This window comes from Actinoplanes italicus, from assembly GCF_003001815.1.
Classification (GTDB): domain Bacteria; phylum Actinomycetota; class Actinomycetes; order Mycobacteriales; family Micromonosporaceae; genus Actinoplanes; species Actinoplanes italicus.
In genome coordinates this window covers 30,979-52,926 of sequence record NZ_PVMZ01000017.1, presented here as the reverse complement: position 1 = coordinate 52,926, position 21,948 = coordinate 30,979, and the positions used below count along the sequence as shown (strand labels likewise).

Here is a 21,948-nt window from a genome sequence, read left to right as displayed (position 1 = left end):
CAATGATCACATTCTGGTTCGCGGTGCTCGTACTCGCGTGGGTGTTGTATTTCGTCCTTGAAGGTTTCGACTTCGGCGTCGGCATCCTCTCCCCCCTCCTGGGCCGCGACGAACACGAGCGAGGAGCCATCGTTCGTACGGTCGGCCCGTTCTGGGACGGCAACGAGGTGTGGCTGGTCGCCGCCGTCGGCGTCACGTTCGCCGCGTTCCCCGACTGGTACGCCGCTCTGATGTCCGCCCTCTACCTGCCGATGGTCGCCATCCTGCTGCTCCTGGCCGTCCGCGGCACCGCCCTGGAGTTCCGCGGCAAGCACGACTCGCCGTCCTGGCGCCGCCGTGCCGACCTGCTGCTCGCCGTGAGTTCCGCCGGCATCGTCGCGTTCTGGGGCGCCGTCCTGGGCATCCTCATCGACGGCCTCGCCCTCGGCCCCGACGGCGAGGTCACCGGCACCGGCGTCGGCCGCAGCCTCGGCCCCCTGCTCACCCCCGCCGCCGGCATCGGGGCGCTCGCCGCCCTGCTCGCGGCGGTCCTGCTCGGCGCCACCTTCCTCGCCCTGCGCACCACCGGCCCGGTCCGCCGGCGGGCACGCGACGTGGCGCGCCACACCGGCACGGCCGGGGCGGTCACCCTTCTCATCACCGGCATCGGCACGGGCAGCCGCCTCACCCTGGCCGCCGCCGCGATCGTCTTCATCGCCGGCCTGCAGGCGCGGCGCTCCCGCGAGGGCACCGCCTTCGCCGCCGTGGCCGTCGCGGTCGCCGCCACCGTGACCGCCGTCTTCACCACCCACGGCGACGTCGTCCTGCGCAGCACCCTCGACCCGGCCTGGTCCCTGACCCGGGACGCGGCGGCCGCCGGCCCGGAGGCCCTGCGCCTGATCACCGTCGCCGGCGTCCTGATCCTGCCCGGCGTCCTCGTCTACCAGGCCTGGTCCTACTGGGTCTTCCGCCGCCGCGTCGCCAGCGAACGGGTCCCGTCGTGACCACCGCGCCGCGGCGGGTGGCGAAGGGGCCGATCGACCCCCGCCTTCTCCGGCACGCCCGCACGAGCCGCACTGGGGTCGCCCTTCTCGCACTGATCGGCTTCGGTCAGGCCGCGGCGACGATCCTCATCGCGCTCGCGCTCTGCGGAATCGTCACCGCATTCACTCCGGCCACCGCCACCGCTTGGCCGACGACCCGGGGGCAGGCCCTGCTGTATCTGGCGGCGGCCTTTCTCGCACGTGCCGGCCTCGCCTGGGCCGAGCAGGTGATCGCTCACCGCACCGCCGCCCGGGTCACCGACGAACTACGGCGATCGCTGCTGACCAGGGTGATCGAACGCGGACCGGCCTGGGTCGCCGCCTACGGGCCCGGCCGGTTGACGACGGTGCTCGGCACCGGTCTGGACGCCCTGCGGCCGTGGTTCTCCGGCTACCTCCCCGCACTCGTTCTGGGCGTCCTCCTGCCCCCGCTCGTCGTCGCGATCATGGCGGTGGCCGACCCGGCGTCGGCGGTGATCACGTTGCTCACCCTGCCGCTGATCCCCCTGCTGGGCGCGCTGATCGGCTGGGCCACCAAGGCCCGGGCGCAACGACGCTGGGCCGCGGACGCCCGCTTGGCGGGCCACTTCCTCGACGTCGTGCGAGGCCTTCCCACCCTTCGCATGTACGGCCGTGCCGAACGCCAGATCCACGTCATGGCCGGCCTGACCGACCGGCATCGCCGAGCCACCATGCGCGTGCTGCGGGTGGCGTTCCTGTCATCGACCGCGCTCGACCTGGTCGGCACCCTGTCGGTAGGTCTGATCGCGGTCCAGGCCGGACTCCGGGTAGCCGCCGGCAGCATGGACCTCGGTCCGGCCCTGCTGGTCATCCTGCTGGCGCCGGAGGCCTACCGCCCGCTGCGCGAGATGGCCGCCCGCTACCACGCCTCCACCGACGCGGGCGCCGTGATCGCCGACGTCGACGACATCCTGACCGACCAGAACGCGACGACGGAACCGGCTTCCCCCGCGCTCCCCCGCACCACCGCGGAACCGGCCGCTCCCGGCCTCACCGGTATCACGACCGGCCCGGCCTCCCACCTGCTCACCGCCAGGAGGGCAGACCCGGCTCCCCTCCCGCTCACCCGCATGACGGCGGACCCGGCATCTCTCGCCCTCACCCGTATCGCGGCGGGGCGGTGGGGGGTGCGGGCCACGGGGCTGCGGGCCCGGTATCCCGGCGCCTTCGAGGACGCCCTGTGGCTTCCTGGCCTGACGGTCCGCGCGGGTGAACTCGTTGGGCTGAAGGGTCCGTCCGGAGCGGGGAAGACGACCGCGCTGCGCGTTCTGGCGGGTCTGCATCCCGCCGAGGCCGGAGCGATCGCCGTGGGGAGAACGTTCCATCTGCCACAGCGACCGGCCCTGCCGCACGCCCGCACGGTCGCCGACGCCTTCCCGGCGGACGCCACCCCGGACGACCGTCAGGACGCGCTGGCGACCGTCGGCCTCACCGGCGAGGTCACCGATCAAACGCCGCTCGGCGAACACGGAGCCGGAATCTCCGCGGGCCAGCGGCAACGCCTGGCCCTCGCCGTGCTTCTGCACCGGGCCGCACGGGCGATCGCCGACCGCCGGCCCACCGCCGCGGGACCAGTGGTCACCCTGCTCCTCGACGAGCCGACCGCCCACCTGGACACCGTCGCCGAACGCCTCGTGATCGACCGCCTGCACGAGTTCGCGGGCCGTGGCTGCGCCGTACTCGTCGTCGCCCACCGTCCGGCCCTGCTGGCCGCCGCCGACCGTACCGTCACCCTCCAGCCGCCGGCCGGCCCTGTCCGGCTCCGGTCCACGGTGAGCGCGACAGTCCTGGACGCCCTGGAACAGCCGTCCTGGACCGCAGCCCACCTGCCCGCCGTGTATCCCGGCGCCCAGCGCTGTGACGAAGACCCGCAACCAGCACCCACCAGCAGCCGGACGGGATCGGCTGACGGGCAGGGCGGTCACGGGCCGAAGGGGCCGTGGTGGGGCCGGCTGCGGAGGTCCTGGGTCGCGGCGGGGCTGGGGGCCGGTTCGTCGCTGGCCGGGATCCTGCTGACCGGGGCCGCGGCGTGGCTGCTGGTACGGGCTTCGTCGCTGCCGCCGGTGCTCAGCCTGTCGGCGGCGGTCGTGCTCGTGCGGGGCAGTGCTGTGGCTCGGCCGCTGCTGCGGTACCTGGAGCGGCTCGTCTCCCACGAGGTGGCGTTCGAGCGGCTGGGACGGCAGCGGGCCACGGTCTACGCCGATCTGATCCCGCATGTTCCCGGGCCCCGGCTCCACCGGCGTGGGGATCTGCTCACGAAACTCGTCGACGACGTGGACGCCGGCACCGACGGACTGCTGCGCGGCCGTCTGCCGGCCGCCTCCGCTGCGGTGACCGCCGTGATCTGTCTCGGCGCGGTGGCGTGGATCGCGCCGGTGGCCCTGGTGGCGGTCACCGCCGGTCTGGTGATCTCCGGGGTTCTGGCTCCGGCGGTCGCCGGCTGGCAGGCGGATCGGCAGGAGGCGGCCACCAGCACGGCACGGGCCGCTCTGCGTGACGCCATGGTCGAGACCGTCGACGGTGCCGAGGAACTGGGTGCCGGAGGTGGCCGCCCGGACGTGCCGGGCGAGCGGAGTCGCGCGCTGGCCCTGCTGGAGGCACGGGCCGCACGAGCCGCCGGGCTCGCTACGGCGATCGCCCACGCCGGCTGGGGCACTGCGGTGGCGGGCGTAGCGGTGACCCTCACCGGCGTGACCCTGTCCGCGGAATGGAGCGCGGTTCTGCTGCTGGCGGCCGTGGTGCTCGGTGAGACCATCGTGGCCCTGCCGGAAGCGGCGATCGCCCGGCGCCGGGCCGCGGCTGCGAGAAGCAGGGTCGGCATGTTGACCAGCGACCATGCGGTCGACCCGCCGGCACGGCGCGGCCGGAACGGACCGGGACAGAAAAGCCCGGAAGAAGCGGGACGTGGTGGGCCGGTCCGGGTTGAAGGGCTGACGGCCGGGTGGGACGCGGGCCGGGCGCCGGTTCTGGACGGGCTCGAGCTGCGGCTGACGGCCGGGTCGCGAACCGCGATCACCGGGCGGTCCGGGTGTGGGAAGTCGACGCTTGCCGCTGTGCTCGCGGGACTGCTCGCGCCTCGGGCCGGGATCGTGGAGGTCGGCGGCAACGCGGTCCTCGTGGGGGACGAGACGGCACATGTGTTCGCCTCGACCGTACGGGAGAATCTTCGTCTCGCCTCGCCTGCCGCCACCGATTCGCAGCTCGAGGCCGTGCTCGCGCGGGTGGGTCTCGGCGGGATGAGGCTGGACGCCTGGCTGGGGACCGGGGGCGGCACGATCTCCGGTGGGCAGCGGCGGCGGCTGGCGACCGCTCGGGCGCTGCTCGCGGATCCGGCGCTGCTGATCCTGGACGAGCCCACCGAGGGCATCGACGAGGAGGGCGCCCGGGATCTGATGGCGGATCTGCTGGACGCGGCCTCGGGACGGACCGTGCTGGTCTTCGCGCACCGCGAGGAGGGCCTCGACCTGGTGGACCGGACGTTCGAGCTCGGCCGGGACGGGTTGAGGGAGAAACGGGACGGGTTGAAGGAGAAACGGAACGGGTCGGGGCGGGCGCGGGACGGGGTGAGGGAGAAAGCGGTCCCCACGGGAAGAATGTCTGGTTGGACCGATCGGTCCTCTAAAGTGGGATCATGGCACGGTCGCCCGCACCCGGCACCCGGGACACCATTCTGACCGCGGCCGCCGGGCTCTTCTACGAGTACGGCGTCCGCGCCGTCGGGATGGCCCAGGTGGTCGAGGCGGCCGGCTGTGGCAAGAATCTGCTGTACAAGCATTTTCCCAGCAAGGCGGAGCTCGCGGCGGCATATCTCACGCTTACCCGCCACGAGCGGGAGCGGTCGGCGGCCGAGGCACTGCGGTGGTTCCCCGATCCGGCGGGGCAGCTGACGGCGCTGGTCACCGAGATCGCCGACTTCGTGCGGCGGCCCGGATACCGGGGGTGCCCGTTCCGGAACTACCTGACCGAGTTCCCGGGCGACGACGACGAACCGGCCCGGGTCGCCCGGTCCTATCTGGCCGACTCCCGCGCGCGGATGGACCGGCTGGTCACCGGGAGCGAGGGGATCGGCGGGGACGAACTGCTGGCCGACCGGATCTGGCTGATCGTGAACGGACTGCACACCGGACCGGCGACGCAGGCGCAGGTGGCGGTCGACTGGGTGGCCGAGCTGATCAGGGATCGAGCCCCCGGCCGGGCGGGAATCGGCACCGCATGACGACGGCCGCGCGTAGCCCGTACAAGAAAAGCGGGTTTGACTCGGGGTGTAAGGAAACGTTAGAAAGGCCGCCCAAGATCTAAACGACCGCAGGCCGGGTGAGAAGGATGACACGGGCGCCGGAATTCGGGCGGGACGCGCTGATCGTCTGTGACAACCTCGTGCGCATCTACCAGACCGGGTCGATCGAGGTGCAGGCTCTGCAGGGGCTTGACCTGCTGATCGGCGCGGCCGAGATGGTCGCGGTCGTGGGTGCGTCCGGGTCGGGCAAGTCGACGCTGCTGTCGATTCTCGCCGGGATCGACGCGCCGACGGCAGGGCGAGCGCGGGTCGGTGAGTGGGATCTGCTGAACATGTCGCGCGGTGACCGGGTGCGCTACCGGCGGCAGACGGTGGGGTTCGTGCGGCAGCAGACGGCGTCGAACCTGGTGCCGTACCTGACCGCCCGTGAGGTGGTCGACCTGCCGATGGCCGCGGCCCGTAAACCGAAGCGGGAGCGCCGCTCGCGCGCCGATGAGCTGCTGAAAGCGCTCGGGGTGGCGGACTGCGCGGATCGCCGGCCGGCGCAGATGTCCGGTGGGCAGCAGCAGCGGGTCGCGATCGCGGTGGCGATGGCCAACCAGCCGAGCATCCTGCTCGCCGACGAACCGACCGGTGAGCTGGACACCGTCACGTCGGCCGGGGTGTTCGAGGCGTTGCGGCACGTCAACTCCGCGTTCGGGGTGACCGTCGTGGTGGTCACCCACGATCCGGAGGTGAGCGGTCATGTGGAGCGCACGGTGGCGATCCGGGACGGCCGGACCAGCAGTGAGGTGCTGCGACGCACCGAGACCGATGCGGACGGCGACACCCGGGTGATCGCCGAGGAGTACGCCGTGATGGACCGGGCCGGGCGGGTGCAGATCCCCCGCGAGTACCGGGAGGCGCTGGAGCTGACCCGGCGGGTACGGCTGGCGCTGGAGGCCGACCACGTGACGATCCGGCCCGACCTGTGACGCCGATGCTGCGGATCCGCGGGGTGCACCGCCGGTTCGGTGACGTGCACGCCCTGCGCGGGGTGAGTTTCGACGTGGCGGCCGGGAGCATGGTCGCGCTGGTCGGCCGTTCCGGGTCGGGCAAGACGACGCTGCTCAACGTGGTCGGTGGCCTGGACCGGCCGGACGAGGGCACGGTCGAGGTCGACGGCGTCGACGTGACGGGCCTCACCGAGGACGGGCTGTCGCGGCTGCGGCGCGAGAGGGTGGCCTACGTCTTCCAGACGTTCGGGCTGATCCCGGTGCTGTCGGCGGCGGAGAACGTGGGCGCCCCGCTGCGACTTGCCCGGACCCCGGCGGCCGACCGTGAGAAGCGTGTGTCGATGCTGCTGGAGCTGGTGGGCCTGGCCGGGCACGCGGATCAGAAGCCCGGTGAGCTGTCCGGCGGGCAGCAGCAGCGCGTCGCGATCGCGCGTGCCCTGGCGGCGTCACCGCGGCTGCTGATCGCCGACGAGCCGACCGGGCAGCTCGACGCGGAGACCGGCCGGTCGGTGATGGCGCTGCTGCGTGCGGTCGTCGAGTCGGAGGGGGTCACGGCGCTGGTGTCGACGCATGATCCGGTGATGATGGCGCTCGCCGACCGGGTGATCCGGATCAGCGACGGACAGGTCGACGGCTGAGCCGTGTGGAGACTGGTTACCCGGCGGGCCCGGGCGCAGTGGCCGCTGCTGGCGGCGGTGCTGACCGTCGTGTCGATCGGGGCGACGCTGCTCGGGGTGTGCGCGCTGCTGGTGACCCGGACCGCGGATCGGGCGCTCGAGGTGGCGGCGGCGCGGGCCGTTCCGGCGGACACCGCGGTCACGGCGTACGCCGTGGCGGTCGGCCGTGGCGACGTCGCGTCGGTGGAGGCCGACACCCGGGCGGTGCTGCGCGAGGCGGCCACGCCGTTTCCGGTCACCGTGACGGGACGCATGTCGTCGGTGATCCGGTCGCTGCCGGGCCGTGGAGGTGGGGCGCCCGCGGTGGCGTACCTCTCCGGGATCGATGATCTGACCGACCGCGCGACACTGCTGGAGGGCCGGTGGCCGAGCCCCGGCGCGGGCGAGGCGGTGCTGCTGGAGTCGACCGCCCGGATGCTCGGCGTGAGGCCGGGCTCGCGGGTGCCGATCGGCGCGGAGCTGGACCGGGAACCGGCGCCGGGGCTGACGCTGACGGTCGTCGGCATCGCCGGGGTCCGGGCGGGCGCCGGCTGGGACCGGGATCCGCTGGCCGGTGCCGGTTACGTGCCCGACTACCGGGACACGTCGTCGCTGCGCACGTCGCGGGCGTTCGGGCCGTTCCTCGTCGACTACCGGGATCTGCTGGCCGGCGGCTCGTCGATGAGCCGGATGGAGCTGACCGCCCGGCCCGACCTGTCCCAGTCCGATCACCGCGACCTCGACCGGCTCGCCGCCGGGGTGCTGGGCGCGGACCGGCGGCTGGCGGCCGTGCTGGGCGACCGGGTGCAGATCCAGCGGGTCGCGTCCGAACTGCCCTCGGTGCTGGCCGCGACCCGGCAGCAGCAGCGGGTGACGGCGTCGGCGGTGCTGGCGGTGGCGGTGCTCGGGGTGGCCCTGACCGCGGCCGCGCTGCGGCTGGCCGGTCGCCTCACCGCGGACGTGCGGGCCGACGAGACGGCGCTGCTGTCGGCGGCCGGGACCAGCCGGGTCCAGCTCGCCGGGATCGCGGGCGCCGAGTCGGGGCTGCTCGCGCTGCTGGCCGTGGCCGTCGCACTGCCGCTGTCGACGCTGGCACACGCCGGGCTCACCCGGCTGCCGCCGCTGGACGACGCGGGGCTGGTGGCGGCTCCCACGGTGAGCCCGCTGCAGGTGCTCGCCGTGGTGGCCGGCGCGGTTCTGGTGTTCGTGCCGGTGCCGGCGCGCTCGGGGCTGGCCCGATCCGGATCGGACATCGCACTGGTCGTGCTGGCGGCCGGCGCCTGGTACGCGGCCCGCGCCGACAGCGCGCGGGTCGACGCGGTCCGGGTGCTGGCACCGGCGCTCCTGCTCGCGGCGGGCTGTGTGATCGCGTTGCGGCTCGTGCCGCCCGCGCTGCGGGCCGCGGACCGGTTCGCGCGGCGGGCCCGCGGGCTGGCGTTCCCGCTCGCGGTGCTGGAGGCGGCGCGCCGGCCGCGGGCGGTGGCGGCGGGGCTGCTGGTCGTGCTCGGCTGCTCGGCGGCAACGTTCGCGGTGGCGTTCGACGCGACCTGGCACCGGTCGCAGCGGGATCAGGCGGACCTGACGGTGGGTGCGGATCTGGTGATCACGCTGGGCACCCCGGCGGTGGCCGGGCAGGGCGTCCAGGTCGCGGCCGCGGTCGGTGGTGAGGTACGCCCGGCGGCCGACCGGGGCGTGGCGGTCGGCCAGTGGCTGGGCGGCAGCGGCGAAGCGCCCCGGCTGATCGCGGTCCGCGGGCCGGGCGTCACGCCGGGCATCCCGGTCACGGCGGGCCGCGCGCTGACCGTCACCGGTCAAGCGACCGGCACCGGGTCGATCGTGGTCACGCCGCAGCTCGTCCTGGAGGACGGCACCGGTCTGCGGACCACCTGCGTCACCCGGGAGATCCCGCTCGACGGGCGGCCGCACCCGCTGCCGGGCTGTGTGCCGGTCGACGGTTTGAAGCTGGTCGCCGTGCTCATGCCGGTGATCGTTCCGGAGGCCGACTTCGAAACCACCGGCACGACCGCGATCACCGTCGACCTGTCGGTGCCGGGCGCCGACGGGTGGACCGCCGCGTCGGCCGAGCCGTTCGCCGATCAGCTCACCGACCCGGCGGTCACCACGCACGGCTCGTCGCTGCGTCTGACCGCCGAGGTCGAGCTCGGCGGGCCGATGGAGGCGGCGCGGACGCTGATCGCGACCGCGTTCCCCGATCCCGGCACGGTGCCGGTCACCGTGTCGCAGCGGTTCGCCTCGCAGCTGTCGGTCGGTCCGGGTGACGATCTGTCCGTCCTGGTCGGCGTCGCCGCGGTGCCGGTGACGATCAGCAGGGTCCTGCCGGAGGTGCCGGCCGCGCCCGGTGCCGCCGCGATCTCGGCCGACCTCGACGGCCTGTCCCGGGCACTCCTGGCGCGTGGCGAGCCCGACTTCCCCATCGACGCCTGGTGGGTCACCGGGGCTGCCGACGCTTCCGCGGCGGCGGGGCTCCATCTCGGAGACATCCGCACGCGTACGGGTGAAGCCGCGCGCCTGACCACCGGCCCGGTCCCGGCCGCCCTGCCCGGCGCGTTGCGCCTGCTGGTCCCGGCCGCGGTGCTGCTGCTCCTGGCCGGCCTGGTCCTGCACGTGACCTGCGACCTGCACGCCCGCGCCGTCGAGGTGGCCCGGCTGCGCGGCATCGGCATGACCCGCCGCGAGATCCGCGCCACCCTGCTCGGCCAGCACTCGATCGTCCTGCTGCCACTGCTGCTCGCCGGAACAGCCGTCGGCGCCGCCGCGACCTGGCTGGTCAGCCCGCTGCTCGTACGGTCCGAGACCGGGGTCGCCCCGGTTCCGCCGGTCGCGCCGGTGTGGCCGTGGCCCGCCGAGTCCGCGCTGCTCGCGCTGCTGCTGGCCGGAACGCTGCTCGCGGTCACGGTCGTCGTCGTGATCCAGTCCCGGCGCGCCGACGCCGCCCACCTGCGGGTGGCGTCATGATGCCGGACCTGCGCACCGGCCTGCACTGGGCCGGGATCCGCGGCCGGGCCCGCGCCGACGCCGGGCCGCTGCTGCTGTCCGCACTCGTGGTGCTGCTGGTCAGCGTGCTCGCCGGAGCGGTGCCGGGCCTGATGGAGCAGACCGCGGACGCTGCCGTGCGCGACGCCGTCCGCCGGGCCGGGCCCGAGGCCGACATCACGGTCACCGCCCGCTGGGAACCCGATGACACCCCCGACGGCCGGGCCCGCTTCCCCCGGCTGGCCGAGGACGTCGACGCGCTGCGCGACCGGGCCCTCGACGAACTCGGCCCGAAGCTGAGCGGGATGCTGCGGCCACCGGTCGCGTCGGTGATCAGCCCGACCCTCAAGATCACCGACGGCAACGCGCCGCGGACGCTCCGGCTCGCCTATCTGTCCGGCGAGGGCGGCCCGGAGGTCCAGTGGGTCGCGGGCGCCGCTCCGGCGCCGACCGTCGACGGCACGACCGAGGTCCGCTGGTTCGGGCCACCATGGCGGGTGCAGGTCGGTCTCTCCGAAGAAGCCGCAGACCTTCTGGGCGTACGGGCGGGCGCGCTCCTGAAAGTCGTCGACGCGGAGCGGAACCCCAAGAACGTACAGGTCAGCGGCATTTTCCGGGCCGTCGATCCGGCCGATCCGACATGGGCACAGGCGCCGTGGCTGCTCGACCCCGCGGCCGGTGCCGACGGCCTGGGCACGACCCGCTTCGGCGGGCTGCTGAGTGCCGAGTCCCTGCCGGACGCCCGGCTCGCGTTCGCCCAGGACGACATGCGCCGCACCGTGACGTTCACCCCCGACCCGAACACGCTGACCTGGGCGTCGGCACGCGAGGTCGCGGCGACCACGGTCACCCTGCAGGCCCGTTCCGCGTCGTCGAGCAGCATCGACACCACGTCCACCTGGCACACCTCACTCGACAGCGTGCTGCAGCGGGCCGGTGAACAGGTCGACTCGGCGTCGACGCAGGCCGCCGTGCTGCTCACCGGCATCCTGGCCGGGGCCGTACTCGTGCTGCTGCTCGCGGCCGACCTGCTGGTCCGGCGGCGGTCGGCGACCCTCGTGCTGGCCCGCCAGCGGGGGGCGTCGCTCACCGCTCTCGGCGTGGAACTGTTGCTCGAGTCCGCTCTCACCGCCTTCGCCGCGGCCGGCGCCGGATGCCTCGGCGCCTACCTGATCGCGGGCGGTGTGGCCTGGCCGTGGGTGGTGCCGGTCCTGGTGGCGGCGGTCGCGGCCGTTCCGGCGTACGGCGTCGTCATGGCGGCCTCGGCCACCCGCGACCGCAAGGTGCCCGCCAACCGCTCCGCCCGCCGATGGGCCCGGCACACCGGCGCGTTGCGCCGCGCCGCGGCCGAGACGACCGTCCTCGCCGCCGCGATCGGCGCCGTCGTCGCGTTGCGCCAGCGTGGACTCGGGTCGGGGGTTCCGGTGATCGCGCCCACCCTCACGGCCGTTGCCGGGGCGATCCTGCTGGTCCGGCTCATGCCGCTGCTCACCGGGCCGGCGCTGCGGTGGACGCTGCGGTCCCGGCGGCCGCTCGCGGTGTTCGGAGCGGCGCGGGCCGCGTCCACGTCCGGGCGGGCCCTGCCGGTCATCGCGCTCGTCACATCGGCGGCGCTGGCGACGTTCGCCCTGGTCACCGCGTCGACGGTGGACCGTGGGCTGGCCGGTGGAGCGCAGGAGGCGGTGGGCGCCGACGTGCGGGTCGACCTCGTCGACGACGCTGCCGCATCGACCGTGGAGGCCGCCGAGCGGATCGCCGCGGCTCCCGGTGTCACCGCGGTGGTGACCGGGCAGGTCACCGACGCGGCGCGGATCATCGCGGACGGGAAGATCGCCCCCGCCCGGCTGGTGATCGTGGACAGCCGGGCGTTCGCCGATCTGCTCGGCGATCCGGCGGTACGGCCGGTCGACGGCCCGCGGGCGCTGGTCCGGTCGTCGTCCGGTGCCCTGCCGTCCGGGGTCGCTCTGGAGATCCCGCAGCAGGGCGCGCCCGCGGTGCGGCTGACCGCGGACGGCGTCGCGCCTCCGGTCGGCGGGGCCACCGAGGTGGTCCTCGTCGACCTGGCCGCCGGTGTGCCGTACTCGCCGAACACCATCTGGGCGAACGGGCCGGGCGCCGCCCGTGCCGTCGAGGGCCTGCCCGCCGTGTTCCGGGCGTCGGTGGCGGCCGAGCGGCGAGACGCGCCGCTGGTCTCCGGACTGCTTCTGCTGAACTGGGCAGCCGCGGTGTTCCTGCTGGTCGCGGGGTTGCTCGGCTTCGTGCTGGCGGCCGCGGCCGGTGCCCCTGGACGGTGGGTGACGCTCAGCCGGCTGCGGACACTGGGCCTCACGCCGAGGCAGGCCCGGCTGGTCGCGGCCGGTGAGCTGCTGCCGGTGGCGGCGGTCGCCGCGGCCGGCGGACCGGCCCTCGGTGTGCTGGTCGCGTCGGTGACGTCCGGGCCGCTCGGCCTTCGGCTGCTGACCGGTCAGGTCGCCGATCCGGCTCTGGTCATGCCGTGGCCGGGTCTCGTCGTGATCGGGGCGGTGTTCCTGTGCGCCGTGCCGGTGCTGGTGGTGGCCGAGTCGGCGGTCCGCCGGCGTCTGCGACTGGCCGAGGTCCTCCGTGTCGGCGGCACCGCCTGACCACTCGTCGCCTGCGTCTGCCACCGCGACGGGCCGGGCAGCCGCACGGTGATGTGACTACCGTCCGGTAAGCGCTTGTACATTCATTGACATGCATCTATTACGTGTGTTGCGATCGCATAGGTAAAACGTTTTCATGCCGCGGTCGCCGGAATCCCCCCTCGCCGGCGCCGGGACATCCCCCATGAAAGAGGCTCGTCATGCCCCCTCCCCGGATACGGATCCTGGCCACCGCGACAGGACTCGCGACCATGCTCGCCGCCGGAGTTCTGATGGCCACGACGGCATCGGCCGCGGCCGGCTGCCGCGTCGACTACACGATCACGAACCAGTGGCAGAACGGCTTCGGCGCGAACGTGACCGTCACCAACCTCGGCGATCCGATCGACGGCTGGACCGTGCGCTGGTCCTACAGCGCCGGGCAGGCGGTCACCCAGGCGTGGAACGCCACCGTGACACAGTCCGGCAGCCAGGTCACCGCCGCCGACGCCGGCTTCAACCGCGGCATCGCCACCAACGCCTCGGCGCCCTTCGGCTTCAACGGCTCGTGGACCGGCAGCAACCCCGCGCCCACGAGCTTCACGCTCAACGGAACCACCTGCACCGGAGCGACGAACCCGCCCGCGTCGAGTCCCGCGCCGTCCAGTCCCACGCCGTCGAGTCCGGCGCCGTCGAGTCCCGCGCCGTCTGTTCCCGCCGCCTCGGGCCGGCTGATGGAGAACCTCGGCCGTGGCGTCGTCGCGGTCCGCGCGAGCAGCACCAGCGTGCTGGTGAGCTGGCGGCTGCTGGGCCTGGACCCGGCCGGGATCGGCTTCAACGTCTACCGGTCGACCGGCGGCGCGGCCGAGGTCAAGATCAACGCTTCGGTGCTCACCGGCGGCACGAACCTCACCGACACCACCGCCAACCTCGCACAGACCAACACCTATCGGGTACGACCTGTCGTGAGTGGTGCCGAGCAGGCACCCAGCGGGCCGTTCACCCTCAAGGCGAACAACGCGGCCGAGCCTGTCGTACGGGTGCCGCTGCGCGCCGGTGGTGCGGTCAAGTTCGTGTGGACCGGCGACCTGGACGGCGACGGCGAGTACGACTACGTCATCGACCGGCAGACCTCACCGCAGAGCATCGAGGCCTACCGCGGCAACGGGCAGTTCCTCTGGTCGGCGAACCTGGGTCCCAACAGCACGAACCAGGACAACATCGAGGGCGGCTCGTCGGTGATCGACGTCGGCCACAACGACGGTGTCACCGTGTACGACCTGGACAGCGACGGCCGTGCCGAGGTCGCGCTGCGCATCGCGAACGGGGTCCGGTTCGGCAACGGCACCACGTTCACCAACGCCGACGACAACCGGCAGTTCATCGCCATCCTCGACGGCATGACCGGCGCGCCGCGGGCCACCGCTCCCGTACCGGCGGACTACCTGGCCGACGGGCCGCTGATGGCCCGGTTCGGCGTCGGTCACCTCGACGGCACCGGTCCGAGCCTCGTCGCGTACATGAAGAATCGCATCGGCAACGGCGGCTTCAATTTGATGTTCACCGCCTGGCGCTTCACCGGCAGCGCGCTGACCATGCAGTGGAAGTTCCTGCGCGGCAACCAGAACCTGCCGGACGGCCACAACACCCGCGTCATCGACGTCGACGGGGACGGCCGCGACGAGATCGCCGAGATCGGCTTCGTGCTCAACGGCGACGGACGACTCCGCTACAGCCTCGCCTCCCAGGGCGTCGTGCACGGCGACCGGTTCCACATCGCCAAGATGGATCCGAACCGGGCCGGACTGCAGGGCTACGCCGTCCAGCAGGACAACGCCAGCGGGCTGCGGGAGTACTACTACGACGCCTCCACCGGGCAGATCCTCTGGAAGCACACCGAACCCGGCGTCGGCGACGTGGGCCGCGGCATGGCCGGCGACATCGACGCCCGATACCCGGGGTACGAGGTGTGGTCGTTCTCCGGCCTCTACAACGGCCCCACGAACCGGCTGGCCGAGCCGGACACCGGGCTGGCACCGTGGCCGCAGCTGGGCCTCTGGTGGGACGGCGACACCATGATGGAACTGCTCAACGCCGGCAAGATCGAGAAGTGGAACCCGGCCGCGCCGACAGCCAGCGGCAGCGTGCCCCGTCTCGTCTCGACCTGGAACTTCGGCGCCGTCACGGCGGCGCAGAGCGGCCCCACATTCTCCGGCGACATCCTCGGGGACTGGCGTGAGGAGGTCGTCTACACCAACGCGGCGTTCAACGAGCTGATCATCTTCACCACGAACGTCCCGAGCGGCACGCGGCTCTACACGCTCGCGCACAACCCCGCGTACCGCAACGCCATGACGTTCAAGGGCTACATGCAGTCGCACCACGTCGACTACTACCTCGGCGCCGGCATGAGCACGCCGCCGCGGCCCGCCATCGCCTACACCCCCCGCTGACAGCCGCCGCGCCGAGAATCACCCAGAGCGATCTCGTACGGGCTGCGCCTCACCGCCGTCACAGCACAGTCGAGACAGCGGCTGAACCCAGCCACTTCCAGCTGCGCCTCACCGCCGTCACAGCACAGTCGAGACAGCGGCTGAACCCAGCCACTTCCAGCTGCGCCTCACCGCCGTCACAGCACAGTCGAGACAGCGGCTGAACCCAGCCACTTCCAGCTGCGCCTCACCGCCGTCACAGCACAGTCGAGACAGCGGCTGAACCCAGCCACTTCCAGCTGCGCCTCACCGCCGTCACAGCACGGTTGAGACGGCGGCGAGGCACAGCCGCGAAGATGGACGATGCCGCACCGTCCACGGACGGTAGGTTGCGGGAATGGTGCGGGTCGTAGGGTCGCAGTGCCGGGCGGTCGTCCCCCATGGCTGTGATCGGTGTGCGGGCGACGCGACCTACGCCGAGATGATCGTCGATGGACGCCTGCACTGGTCGGTGTCGCACTCCTGCACGGCTGAGCCGCCGGGTCACAGCGAGGACTGCGGGCGGGACGACCCGCCTGCCGAGTTGCGCCGGGCGCTGCTGGAACAGTGCGGCGAGTACCGCCTGCGGGTCGACGGGCAGTCGGACCGGGGCGCCGTCATGAAGGTGCTGCGGGAACGCCTGGCGACGCCTCTGCCCGAGATGTCCGCACTGGTCGCCACCCTCGCCGGGGCCGGGCTCGGTGGCACCGAGATGGAGTTGCGGCTGCTCGCCCAACAGTTCACCGAAGCGGGTGTGTCGGCACTGGTGCAGCGGCCCACCTGACCGACCGGCCAGCCCACCACTCCAGATCTTGTGAGCTTGCGGCGAAGCTGGCCACCCAAACCTCACAAGATCCACCGCAAAGGCGGGGCGCCCGCCGATCTTGTGCGGTTGCGCCGTCGCAGCAGCCCGAACCTCACAAGATCTGCGGGCGGACGGCGACGTGCGACGTGCGGCAGCGGACGGCGACCGGCGGGCGGACGGCGGGCGGGCGGCGGCGGGCGGCGGCGGGCGGCGGGCGGGCGGCGGCGGGCGGCGGCGGGCGGCGGGCGGGCGGCGGGCGGGCGGCGGACGGCGGACGGGCGGCGGACGGCGGACGGCGGGCGGCGGGCGGCGGGCGGCGGGCGGCGGGCGGCGGGCGGCGGGCGGCGGGCGGCGGGCGGCGAACGCTCCCGAGGATCAGGCGCGGGCGATCCTGGACGCGTGGCGCGACGAGCGGCCCGCCACCCGCACCTGGACCAACCTGAATCCCGCCTGAAAAGCGCGTGCGACAGCCGATGCGGGAACGGCAGACTTCGGCACGGACCAAGGCGGGAGTCGTTTGTGCGTACGATCGATGAGCTTTTGAGGGAAGCCTCTGCGGCGGACGTCGGTGGCTGGGGTTTCGGCTGGCTGGAGGGCCGGGCGACCGAGGAGCGGCCACCGTGGGGTTATGCGCGGCTGCTCGCCGGGCGTCTGAACCGGGCGCGGTCGGCGCTGGACGTCGACACCGGTGGCGGCGAGATCCTCGCGGAGATGCCGGTGCTTCCGGCGCGGATGGCGGTGACCGAGGGCTGGGCGCCGAACGCCGAACGTGCCCGGCGGCTGCTCGGACCGCGCGGCGTCGAGGTGGTCCAGGCCCGGCCGGGTGAGCCGCTGCCGTTCGGGGATGGCTCGTTCGACCTGGTCAGCAGCCGGCATCCGGTGCGGCCGGACTGGACCGAGATCGCCCGCGTGCTGGCGCCGGGCGGTACGTACTTCGCGCAGCATGTCGGACCGGCGTCGGCGTTCGAGCTGATCGAGTGGTTTCTCGGGCCGCTGCCGCGCGAGAATCTCGGTCGTGATCCGGAGCGGGAGGCGGAGGAGGCCCGGATGGCCGGGCTGACGATCGTCGACCTGCGGACCGCGCGTTGCCGGATGGAGTTCTTCGACGTCGGCGCGGTCGCCTGGATCCTGCGCAAATGTGTCTGGTGGGTGCCGGACTTCGACGTGGACCGCTATCGGGAACGGTTACGGGAGATGGACGGGCACATTCGCGCGCACGGCGCGGTGGTCGCGCATTCGACGCGGACGCTCTTCGAGGCGAGACGGGGTTGAGCCGATGTCCATGCACTACATCGAGGATCTGGTGCACTGTTCGATCGAGGTTCTGGACAGGCGGTTCCCGGACGGTGACGACCGGGTCCGGGATCTGATCACCGCCCTCTACGAGTTCCAGAACGACTTCGACTGCTCCCACACGCAGCACCGGGTGATGGACATCCTGATCAGACGCGGTCACACGCTCCGGGTGCCGGTCGCGGAGCATCCTGACTACGCCGAGCGCCGGGAGTTCTTCGACGGGATCACCGGGTTCACCGAGTTGCGGGAGTTCGACGAGGACGAGGAGGAGTTCGCGGGGGCGCTGGAGGACGGCTACGTCGATCCGCCGTGGTTGCACGCCGAGGCGGGGACGGCCCTGTGGCGGCGCATGGCCGGGCCGGACGCGCCCGGGCCGCGGCCGGTGAGGTTCCTCGACGTGGTGGTGGCCGTGGCCGGGGCGGCCGAACGCGACGGTGACGTGGAGCTGATCGCCGACTGGTGGGCGCTCGGCCACCACGTGCTGGTCGGCGGCCACCCGTTCTCGGTGGAGGAGCTGAGCGAGACGCCCGGTGTGGAGGAGCTTCGGGCGATCGTACGGCGGACCGGCGCCCACCACGTCGAACTCCGCGACGGCAACCGCCCGGACGACGACGAACTGGCGCGGCTGGACGACGAGCTCACCACCTGGTGGTATCAGCTCGACTGAATATGACATCATTGTTGTCATGTACCCACGTGGCGCGATGCTCTACGACGTCCTGCGGCATGTCCGCCCGCTCGTGCTCAACTCGGCCCGCGTGGTCGAGGCCGCCCTGCAGGGTGACGGTCTGACCGTCGGCATGCGGGCCGTGCTCGAGATGCTCGCCGAGCAGGGTCCGCTGACCGTCCCGGACATCGCCGAGCGCCTCGATCTGGCCCGGCAGGGGATCCAGCGGCACGTCAACGACCTGATGGCGCTCGGTTGCGTCGAGTCCCGCGTCAATCCGGCCCACCGCCGCTCGGTGCTGATCGCCACCACCGGCGCGGGGACGGCGCTGTTCGCCCGGATCCGCGCCGACGAGCTTTCACGGCTCGACCGGATGGCCGCCGGCTGCACCGACGAGGAGATCGCCACCGCGCTGCGGGTGCTGGCCGCCCTGAACCACGACGTCCGGACGGAGGCCCGGCAGTGACCGGCCGTTCCGGGCGTCGGCCACCTCGGACGCCGATGGCCGACGTCTTCGCCCTGACCAGCGCGAACCGGCTGATGATCGCCGACTTCCTGGAAGGTCTGGACGAGCAGGCCTGGACGGCCACGACGCTCTGCGAGGGCTGGACCGTGCGGCACATGGCGGCCCACCTCGTACAGCCGATGCTGATCGGTTTCGGACGGTTCTTCCTCGTCTCGTTCCGCTACCGCGGTGACACGGCACGAACGGTCGACCACTTCACCCGGCGCCTGGCCGGAAAGCCGCGCGGGGAGCTGATCGCCCTGCTGCGCCAGCACGCCCACGATCGCGTGGATCCGCCGCGGGTCGGTCCGATGGGCCCGTTCGCCGAGACCTGCGTGCACCTGCGTGACATCGCCCGTCCGCTCGGCCTGGACGCCGGCGTTCCGGTCGAGCACTGGCGGATCCTGCTGGATTACCTGGTCTCACCGGCGGCCGCGCCGGCCCTCTGCCCGCCGGGACGACTCGACGGCCTGCGCCTGACCGCCACCGACATCGGCTGGTCTGCCGGCGAGGGTGAATCGGTCAGCGGCCCGGCCGAGGCACTGGGCATGGCGATCACCGGGCGGCGGGCGGCATACGCGGATCTGGCCGGCCCGGGCGTGCCGCGCCTCGGATAGGGGCTAGGGCTCGCGCGCCGGGCCCGGGATGAGCAGCAGGTCGCAGACGGCATCGAGAACGGCCTCGCGCAGCTCCGGGCCCGCGGCGCCGGGCAGCACGACCGTGCAGTCGCCGAGTCCGCCGATCGCCATCTGCACGCGGACCACCTCGGCCAGCGACGGATCGGGTCCGGCCAGCATGGACACCATCCGGGTACGCCACTGCCCCACCGCGGCGGCGAGGTCGACCAGCGCCAGGATGCCCGGCTCCCGCATGATCATGGCGGTGATGTCCCTGTGCCGGTACGTCACGTCGAAGTAGGCGCCCAGCAGCTGCCGCGCGTCCGCGCCCGGCCCGAACGGGGCCAGCACCGCTTCCACGTCGTCGATGAAGGGCTGGACCAGGCTGCGGACCAGCTCCTCCCGGGACGCGAAGTGGTAGTACAGCGCCGGCTTGGTGACGCCCACACGCTCCGCGATCTCGCGCAGGCTGACCTGATGAACGCCCTTGGCGGCGATCAGTTCGAGGGCGGCGCTGCGGATGCGGTCGGCGGTCTCGGTGGTCCTCGCTCGTGGCACACCGGAATTCTACTTACCGGAAGGTAAGCCTTGACGGACGCTCCTGCGGTGTTGATTACTTACCGATAGGTAAACGAACGAGTCAGGAGGACACTGTGCACGCGCTGATCTCGGGCGCCAGCGTCGCCGGCCCCGTGCTGGCCTACTGGCTGCGCCGCAACGGCTGGCGGGTCACCGTCGTCGAACGCGCCGCCGACATGCGCGCCGGCGACGGCGGCCACGCGGTCGACCTGTTCGGCCCGGCCGTCGACGTGATCGAACGGATGGGACTGCTCGACGCGGTCACCGCCGCCCGCACCGAGAACGACACCATCACCCTGTTCCGCGAGGGCCGCCGGCCGATCACGCTGGCCACGGCCGACCTGGCCGGCGGCATCTCGGGCCGGCACGTCGAGATCATGCGCGGCACCCTCGCCGGGATCCTGCACGAGGCGACCCGCGACGACGCCGACTACCGATTCGGCACCGTGATCGAGAAGCTCGACGGCACGGCCGCGCTGCTCTCCGACGGCACCACGATCGACGCCGACCTGGTCGTGGGCGCCGACGGGCTGCACTCCGGGGTCCGCGGCCTGGCCTTCGGGCCCGAGCAGGACTACCGCCGGTTCCTCGGCGCCTACCTGGCCGTCTACACGCTGCCCGACGTGCTCGGCACCGGCCCGACGGTCGCCGCGTTCACCGCACCGGGGCGGGCCGCCACCGTCTACCCGACCCTCACGCCGGGATGGTCACGGGCGCTGTTCCTGGCCCGGACACCCGAGGAGATCCCCCATGACCGCCGTGACCCGGACGCGCAGAAACGGGTGCTGCGCGACCTCGTCGGCGGCACCCTCGGCCCGCCGGCCGACGAGGTGCTCGCACACGCTGCCGCGGCGGACGACTTCTACCTCGACGACATCTCGCAGATCCGGATGGACAGCTGGTCGCGCGGGGCGGTCACACTGGTCGGCGACGCCGGTTACGGTCCCGGTCCCGCGGTCGGCGGTGGCACCAGCCTGGCCGCCGCCGGGGCCTACGTGCTCGCGGCCGAGCTGCGTGACGTCACGGCCGGAGAGATTCCCAGGGCATTGCGGCGGTACGAGGACGCGCTCGCCACCCCGGTCGGGCACAGCCGCCGCATCGGGCCGTCGGTCCTCGCCGCGATCGTGCCGCGCAGCCGAGCCCAGGTGTGGACGACCGCGCAGGTGATGCGGCTGCTCCCCCGCCTGCCCGCATCGTTCCGCCGCCGCCTGACGTCGTTCGGCGGCGGCCCGGCAGCGATGCTCGACGGCCTGGAGCTGCGCTGAAGGTAAGGTCGCGGCGCGGACCTCCCCACAGGCGCCCCTGCACTTTCTGGCGCGCGATTCCTACGCTGAGCCGATGCTGCTGGCGGAGATGAGCGTCACTGGGTACCGGACGTCGGTGACCGTGTTCGAGCAGCCGGGCGGTGGGCTGCGCTGGGTGGTCATCCCGACGATCCACATGGGCCACCCGGACTACTACTGGGCGATCTGGCAGCGGCTGCGCTCGTGCCAGGCGGTCGTCGCCGAGCAGTACGACGGACCCAGCTCGACCGGGTACGCCTACGCCACGGCGATGCGCATCACCGGGCAGCGGGCCGGCCGGGACCTGGTCCACCAGGACATCGACTACAGCACTCTGGACGTGCCGATCATCTTCCCGGACGCGCACACCGCCCCCGCCCCGGTGGCGGAGCGGCGGATGCCGGCCGTCGGCTGGGTGGACGTGGCCGTGGTGACGCCGATCGTCGCGATCCAGATGGCCGTCTCCGGCCGCGACGACTGGATCGCCGACCGGGTCGGCGACATCCACGACACGACCGTGTTCGGGCCGGCGCCGTTCGACGTGACCGGACCGGACGGCCTCGGCGAACGGGACCGGCTGCTGCTCGGCGTGATCCGGGAGATCCACGGCGAGTTCGTGGCGGAGGACATGGAGGTTGCCGTGGTCTTCGGAGGCATGCACATCCCGCTCGTGGTCCGGGTGCTGACCCGTGAGCTCGGTTACCGGGCGGCGCCGGGTCAGCGGTGGCTCACCGCGATCGACTACGACGAGCCACCGTACATGCGTAAGCCCACCCTGGACGGCTGGATGGACTGGTGAGTCGTCAGGAGGCGAAACGGCCGAGGTAGCCGTCGACGGCCCGGGTGAACTCGCCGGGCGCGAGTTCCAGCGGGGTGCCCCGCGGTTCGCCGAGGCGGACCAGGCGGCGCTCGATGTCGCGGCGCCGGTTCGTGAGTTCCCGGCCGGCCTCGGTCAGCCAGTAGCCGTCGTCGCCGAACTCGACCAGCCCGGCCGCGACCAGATTGCCGGCGGCCGTGGTGAACTCGCGCTCCTCCAGGACGGCGTGTTCCATGGCGTCGCCACGCATGACGATGTCACCGAGGTCGCTCGGGTTCTCGCTGCCGGTGCCGATCAGGATCTTCAGGACCCAGACGTCGGCCGATGTCCACTCCCGCATCGGAGCCACCCCCTACTTCTCGTCAGTTAGACGATAATACGGA

18 protein-coding genes are annotated in these 21,948 nt (G+C 73.0%); 16 read left to right on the top strand and 2 right to left on the bottom strand.

From position 1 onward, the window contains the following. The first annotated feature begins 2 nt into the window (after window positions 1-2). From cydB to CLV67_RS33775, 14 genes are all read left to right on the top strand, one after another. Window positions 3-983, top strand: a complete 981-nt coding sequence (cydB, locus tag CLV67_RS33840) for a cytochrome d ubiquinol oxidase subunit II (RefSeq protein WP_106325786.1) — start codon at window positions 3-5, stop codon at window positions 981-983. Next, the gene (gene cydC / locus CLV67_RS33835) at window positions 980-4,717 is read left to right on the top strand and encodes a thiol reductant ABC exporter subunit CydC (RefSeq protein ID WP_239166936.1); all 3,738 of its coding nucleotides are present in this window, start codon (window positions 980-982) and stop codon (window positions 4,715-4,717) included. Before cydB ends, cydC begins: the two co-directional genes overlap by 4 nt. Continuing rightward, the gene (locus CLV67_RS33830) at window positions 4,675-5,259 is read left to right on the top strand and encodes a TetR/AcrR family transcriptional regulator (protein ID WP_106325784.1); all 585 of its coding nucleotides are present in this window, start codon (window positions 4,675-4,677) and stop codon (window positions 5,257-5,259) included. The genes cydC and CLV67_RS33830 overlap by 43 nt, the downstream gene beginning before the upstream one ends. A gap of 107 nt (window positions 5,260-5,366) precedes the next feature. After that, window positions 5,367-6,254, top strand: coding sequence for an ABC transporter ATP-binding protein (locus CLV67_RS33825; protein ID WP_106325782.1), 888 nt, complete (start codon window positions 5,367-5,369; stop codon window positions 6,252-6,254). A gap of 5 nt (window positions 6,255-6,259) precedes the next feature. Beyond that, window positions 6,260-6,913 (top strand): ABC transporter ATP-binding protein, encoded by a 654-nt coding sequence (locus tag CLV67_RS33820; protein WP_106326135.1) that lies wholly within the window; start codon window positions 6,260-6,262, stop codon window positions 6,911-6,913. A gap of 3 nt (window positions 6,914-6,916) precedes the next feature. Beyond that, window positions 6,917-9,907: an FtsX-like permease family protein gene (locus tag CLV67_RS33815; protein ID WP_106325780.1), complete on the top strand. Its 2,991-nt coding sequence runs from the start codon at window positions 6,917-6,919 to the stop codon at window positions 9,905-9,907. After that, window positions 9,904-12,546: an FtsX-like permease family protein gene (locus CLV67_RS33810; RefSeq protein ID WP_106325778.1), complete on the top strand. Its 2,643-nt coding sequence runs from the start codon at window positions 9,904-9,906 to the stop codon at window positions 12,544-12,546. Before CLV67_RS33815 ends, CLV67_RS33810 begins: the two co-directional genes overlap by 4 nt. 200 nt (window positions 12,547-12,746) lie before the next feature. Continuing rightward, window positions 12,747-14,978: a rhamnogalacturonan lyase family protein gene (locus CLV67_RS33805; protein ID WP_106325776.1), complete on the top strand. Its 2,232-nt coding sequence runs from the start codon at window positions 12,747-12,749 to the stop codon at window positions 14,976-14,978. Between the two features lie 376 nt (window positions 14,979-15,354). Then, window positions 15,355-15,780: a hypothetical protein gene (locus CLV67_RS33800; RefSeq protein ID WP_146169392.1), complete on the top strand. Its 426-nt coding sequence runs from the start codon at window positions 15,355-15,357 to the stop codon at window positions 15,778-15,780. A 160-nt stretch (window positions 15,781-15,940) separates the two neighbouring features. Continuing rightward, complete coding sequence (locus CLV67_RS33795; protein ID WP_170154100.1) at window positions 15,941-16,255, top strand: hypothetical protein; 315 nt, start codon at window positions 15,941-15,943, stop codon at window positions 16,253-16,255. A 65-nt stretch (window positions 16,256-16,320) separates the two neighbouring features. Then, window positions 16,321-17,073: a class I SAM-dependent methyltransferase gene (locus CLV67_RS33790; protein WP_106326133.1), complete on the top strand. Its 753-nt coding sequence runs from the start codon at window positions 16,321-16,323 to the stop codon at window positions 17,071-17,073. Window positions 17,074-17,077: 4 nt separating this feature from the next. After that, window positions 17,078-17,764, top strand: coding sequence for a hypothetical protein (locus CLV67_RS33785; protein ID WP_203737832.1), 687 nt, complete (start codon window positions 17,078-17,080; stop codon window positions 17,762-17,764). Between the two features lie 19 nt (window positions 17,765-17,783). Beyond that, window positions 17,784-18,230: a MarR family winged helix-turn-helix transcriptional regulator gene (locus CLV67_RS33780; RefSeq protein WP_106325772.1), complete on the top strand. Its 447-nt coding sequence runs from the start codon at window positions 17,784-17,786 to the stop codon at window positions 18,228-18,230. 35 nt (window positions 18,231-18,265) lie between these two features. After that, a complete protein-coding gene (locus CLV67_RS33775; protein WP_106325770.1) occupies window positions 18,266-18,886 on the top strand; it encodes a maleylpyruvate isomerase family mycothiol-dependent enzyme in 621 nt (206 codons plus the stop codon). A gap of 3 nt (window positions 18,887-18,889) precedes the next feature. Here CLV67_RS33775 and CLV67_RS33770 read toward each other — a convergent pair whose 3' ends face one another. Continuing rightward, a complete protein-coding gene (locus tag CLV67_RS33770; RefSeq protein ID WP_106325768.1) occupies window positions 18,890-19,444 on the bottom strand; it encodes a TetR/AcrR family transcriptional regulator in 555 nt (184 codons plus the stop codon). Between the two features lie 95 nt (window positions 19,445-19,539). Here CLV67_RS33770 and CLV67_RS33765 point away from each other — a divergent pair, with 95 nt between their 5' ends. Both CLV67_RS33765 and CLV67_RS33760 read left to right on the top strand, forming a co-directional pair. Next, window positions 19,540-20,730 (top strand): FAD-dependent monooxygenase, encoded by a 1,191-nt coding sequence (locus CLV67_RS33765; RefSeq protein ID WP_170154099.1) that lies wholly within the window; start codon window positions 19,540-19,542, stop codon window positions 20,728-20,730. Window positions 20,731-20,803: 73 nt separating this feature from the next. After that, complete coding sequence (locus tag CLV67_RS33760; RefSeq protein ID WP_106325764.1) at window positions 20,804-21,547, top strand: hypothetical protein; 744 nt, start codon at window positions 20,804-20,806, stop codon at window positions 21,545-21,547. A gap of 4 nt (window positions 21,548-21,551) precedes the next feature. Here the strand turns inward: CLV67_RS33760 and CLV67_RS33755 are convergent, their stop codons facing one another. Then, window positions 21,552-21,905: a hypothetical protein gene (locus tag CLV67_RS33755; RefSeq protein ID WP_106325762.1), complete on the bottom strand. Its 354-nt coding sequence runs from the start codon at window positions 21,903-21,905 to the stop codon at window positions 21,552-21,554. Window positions 21,906-21,948: the final 43 nt, after the last annotated feature.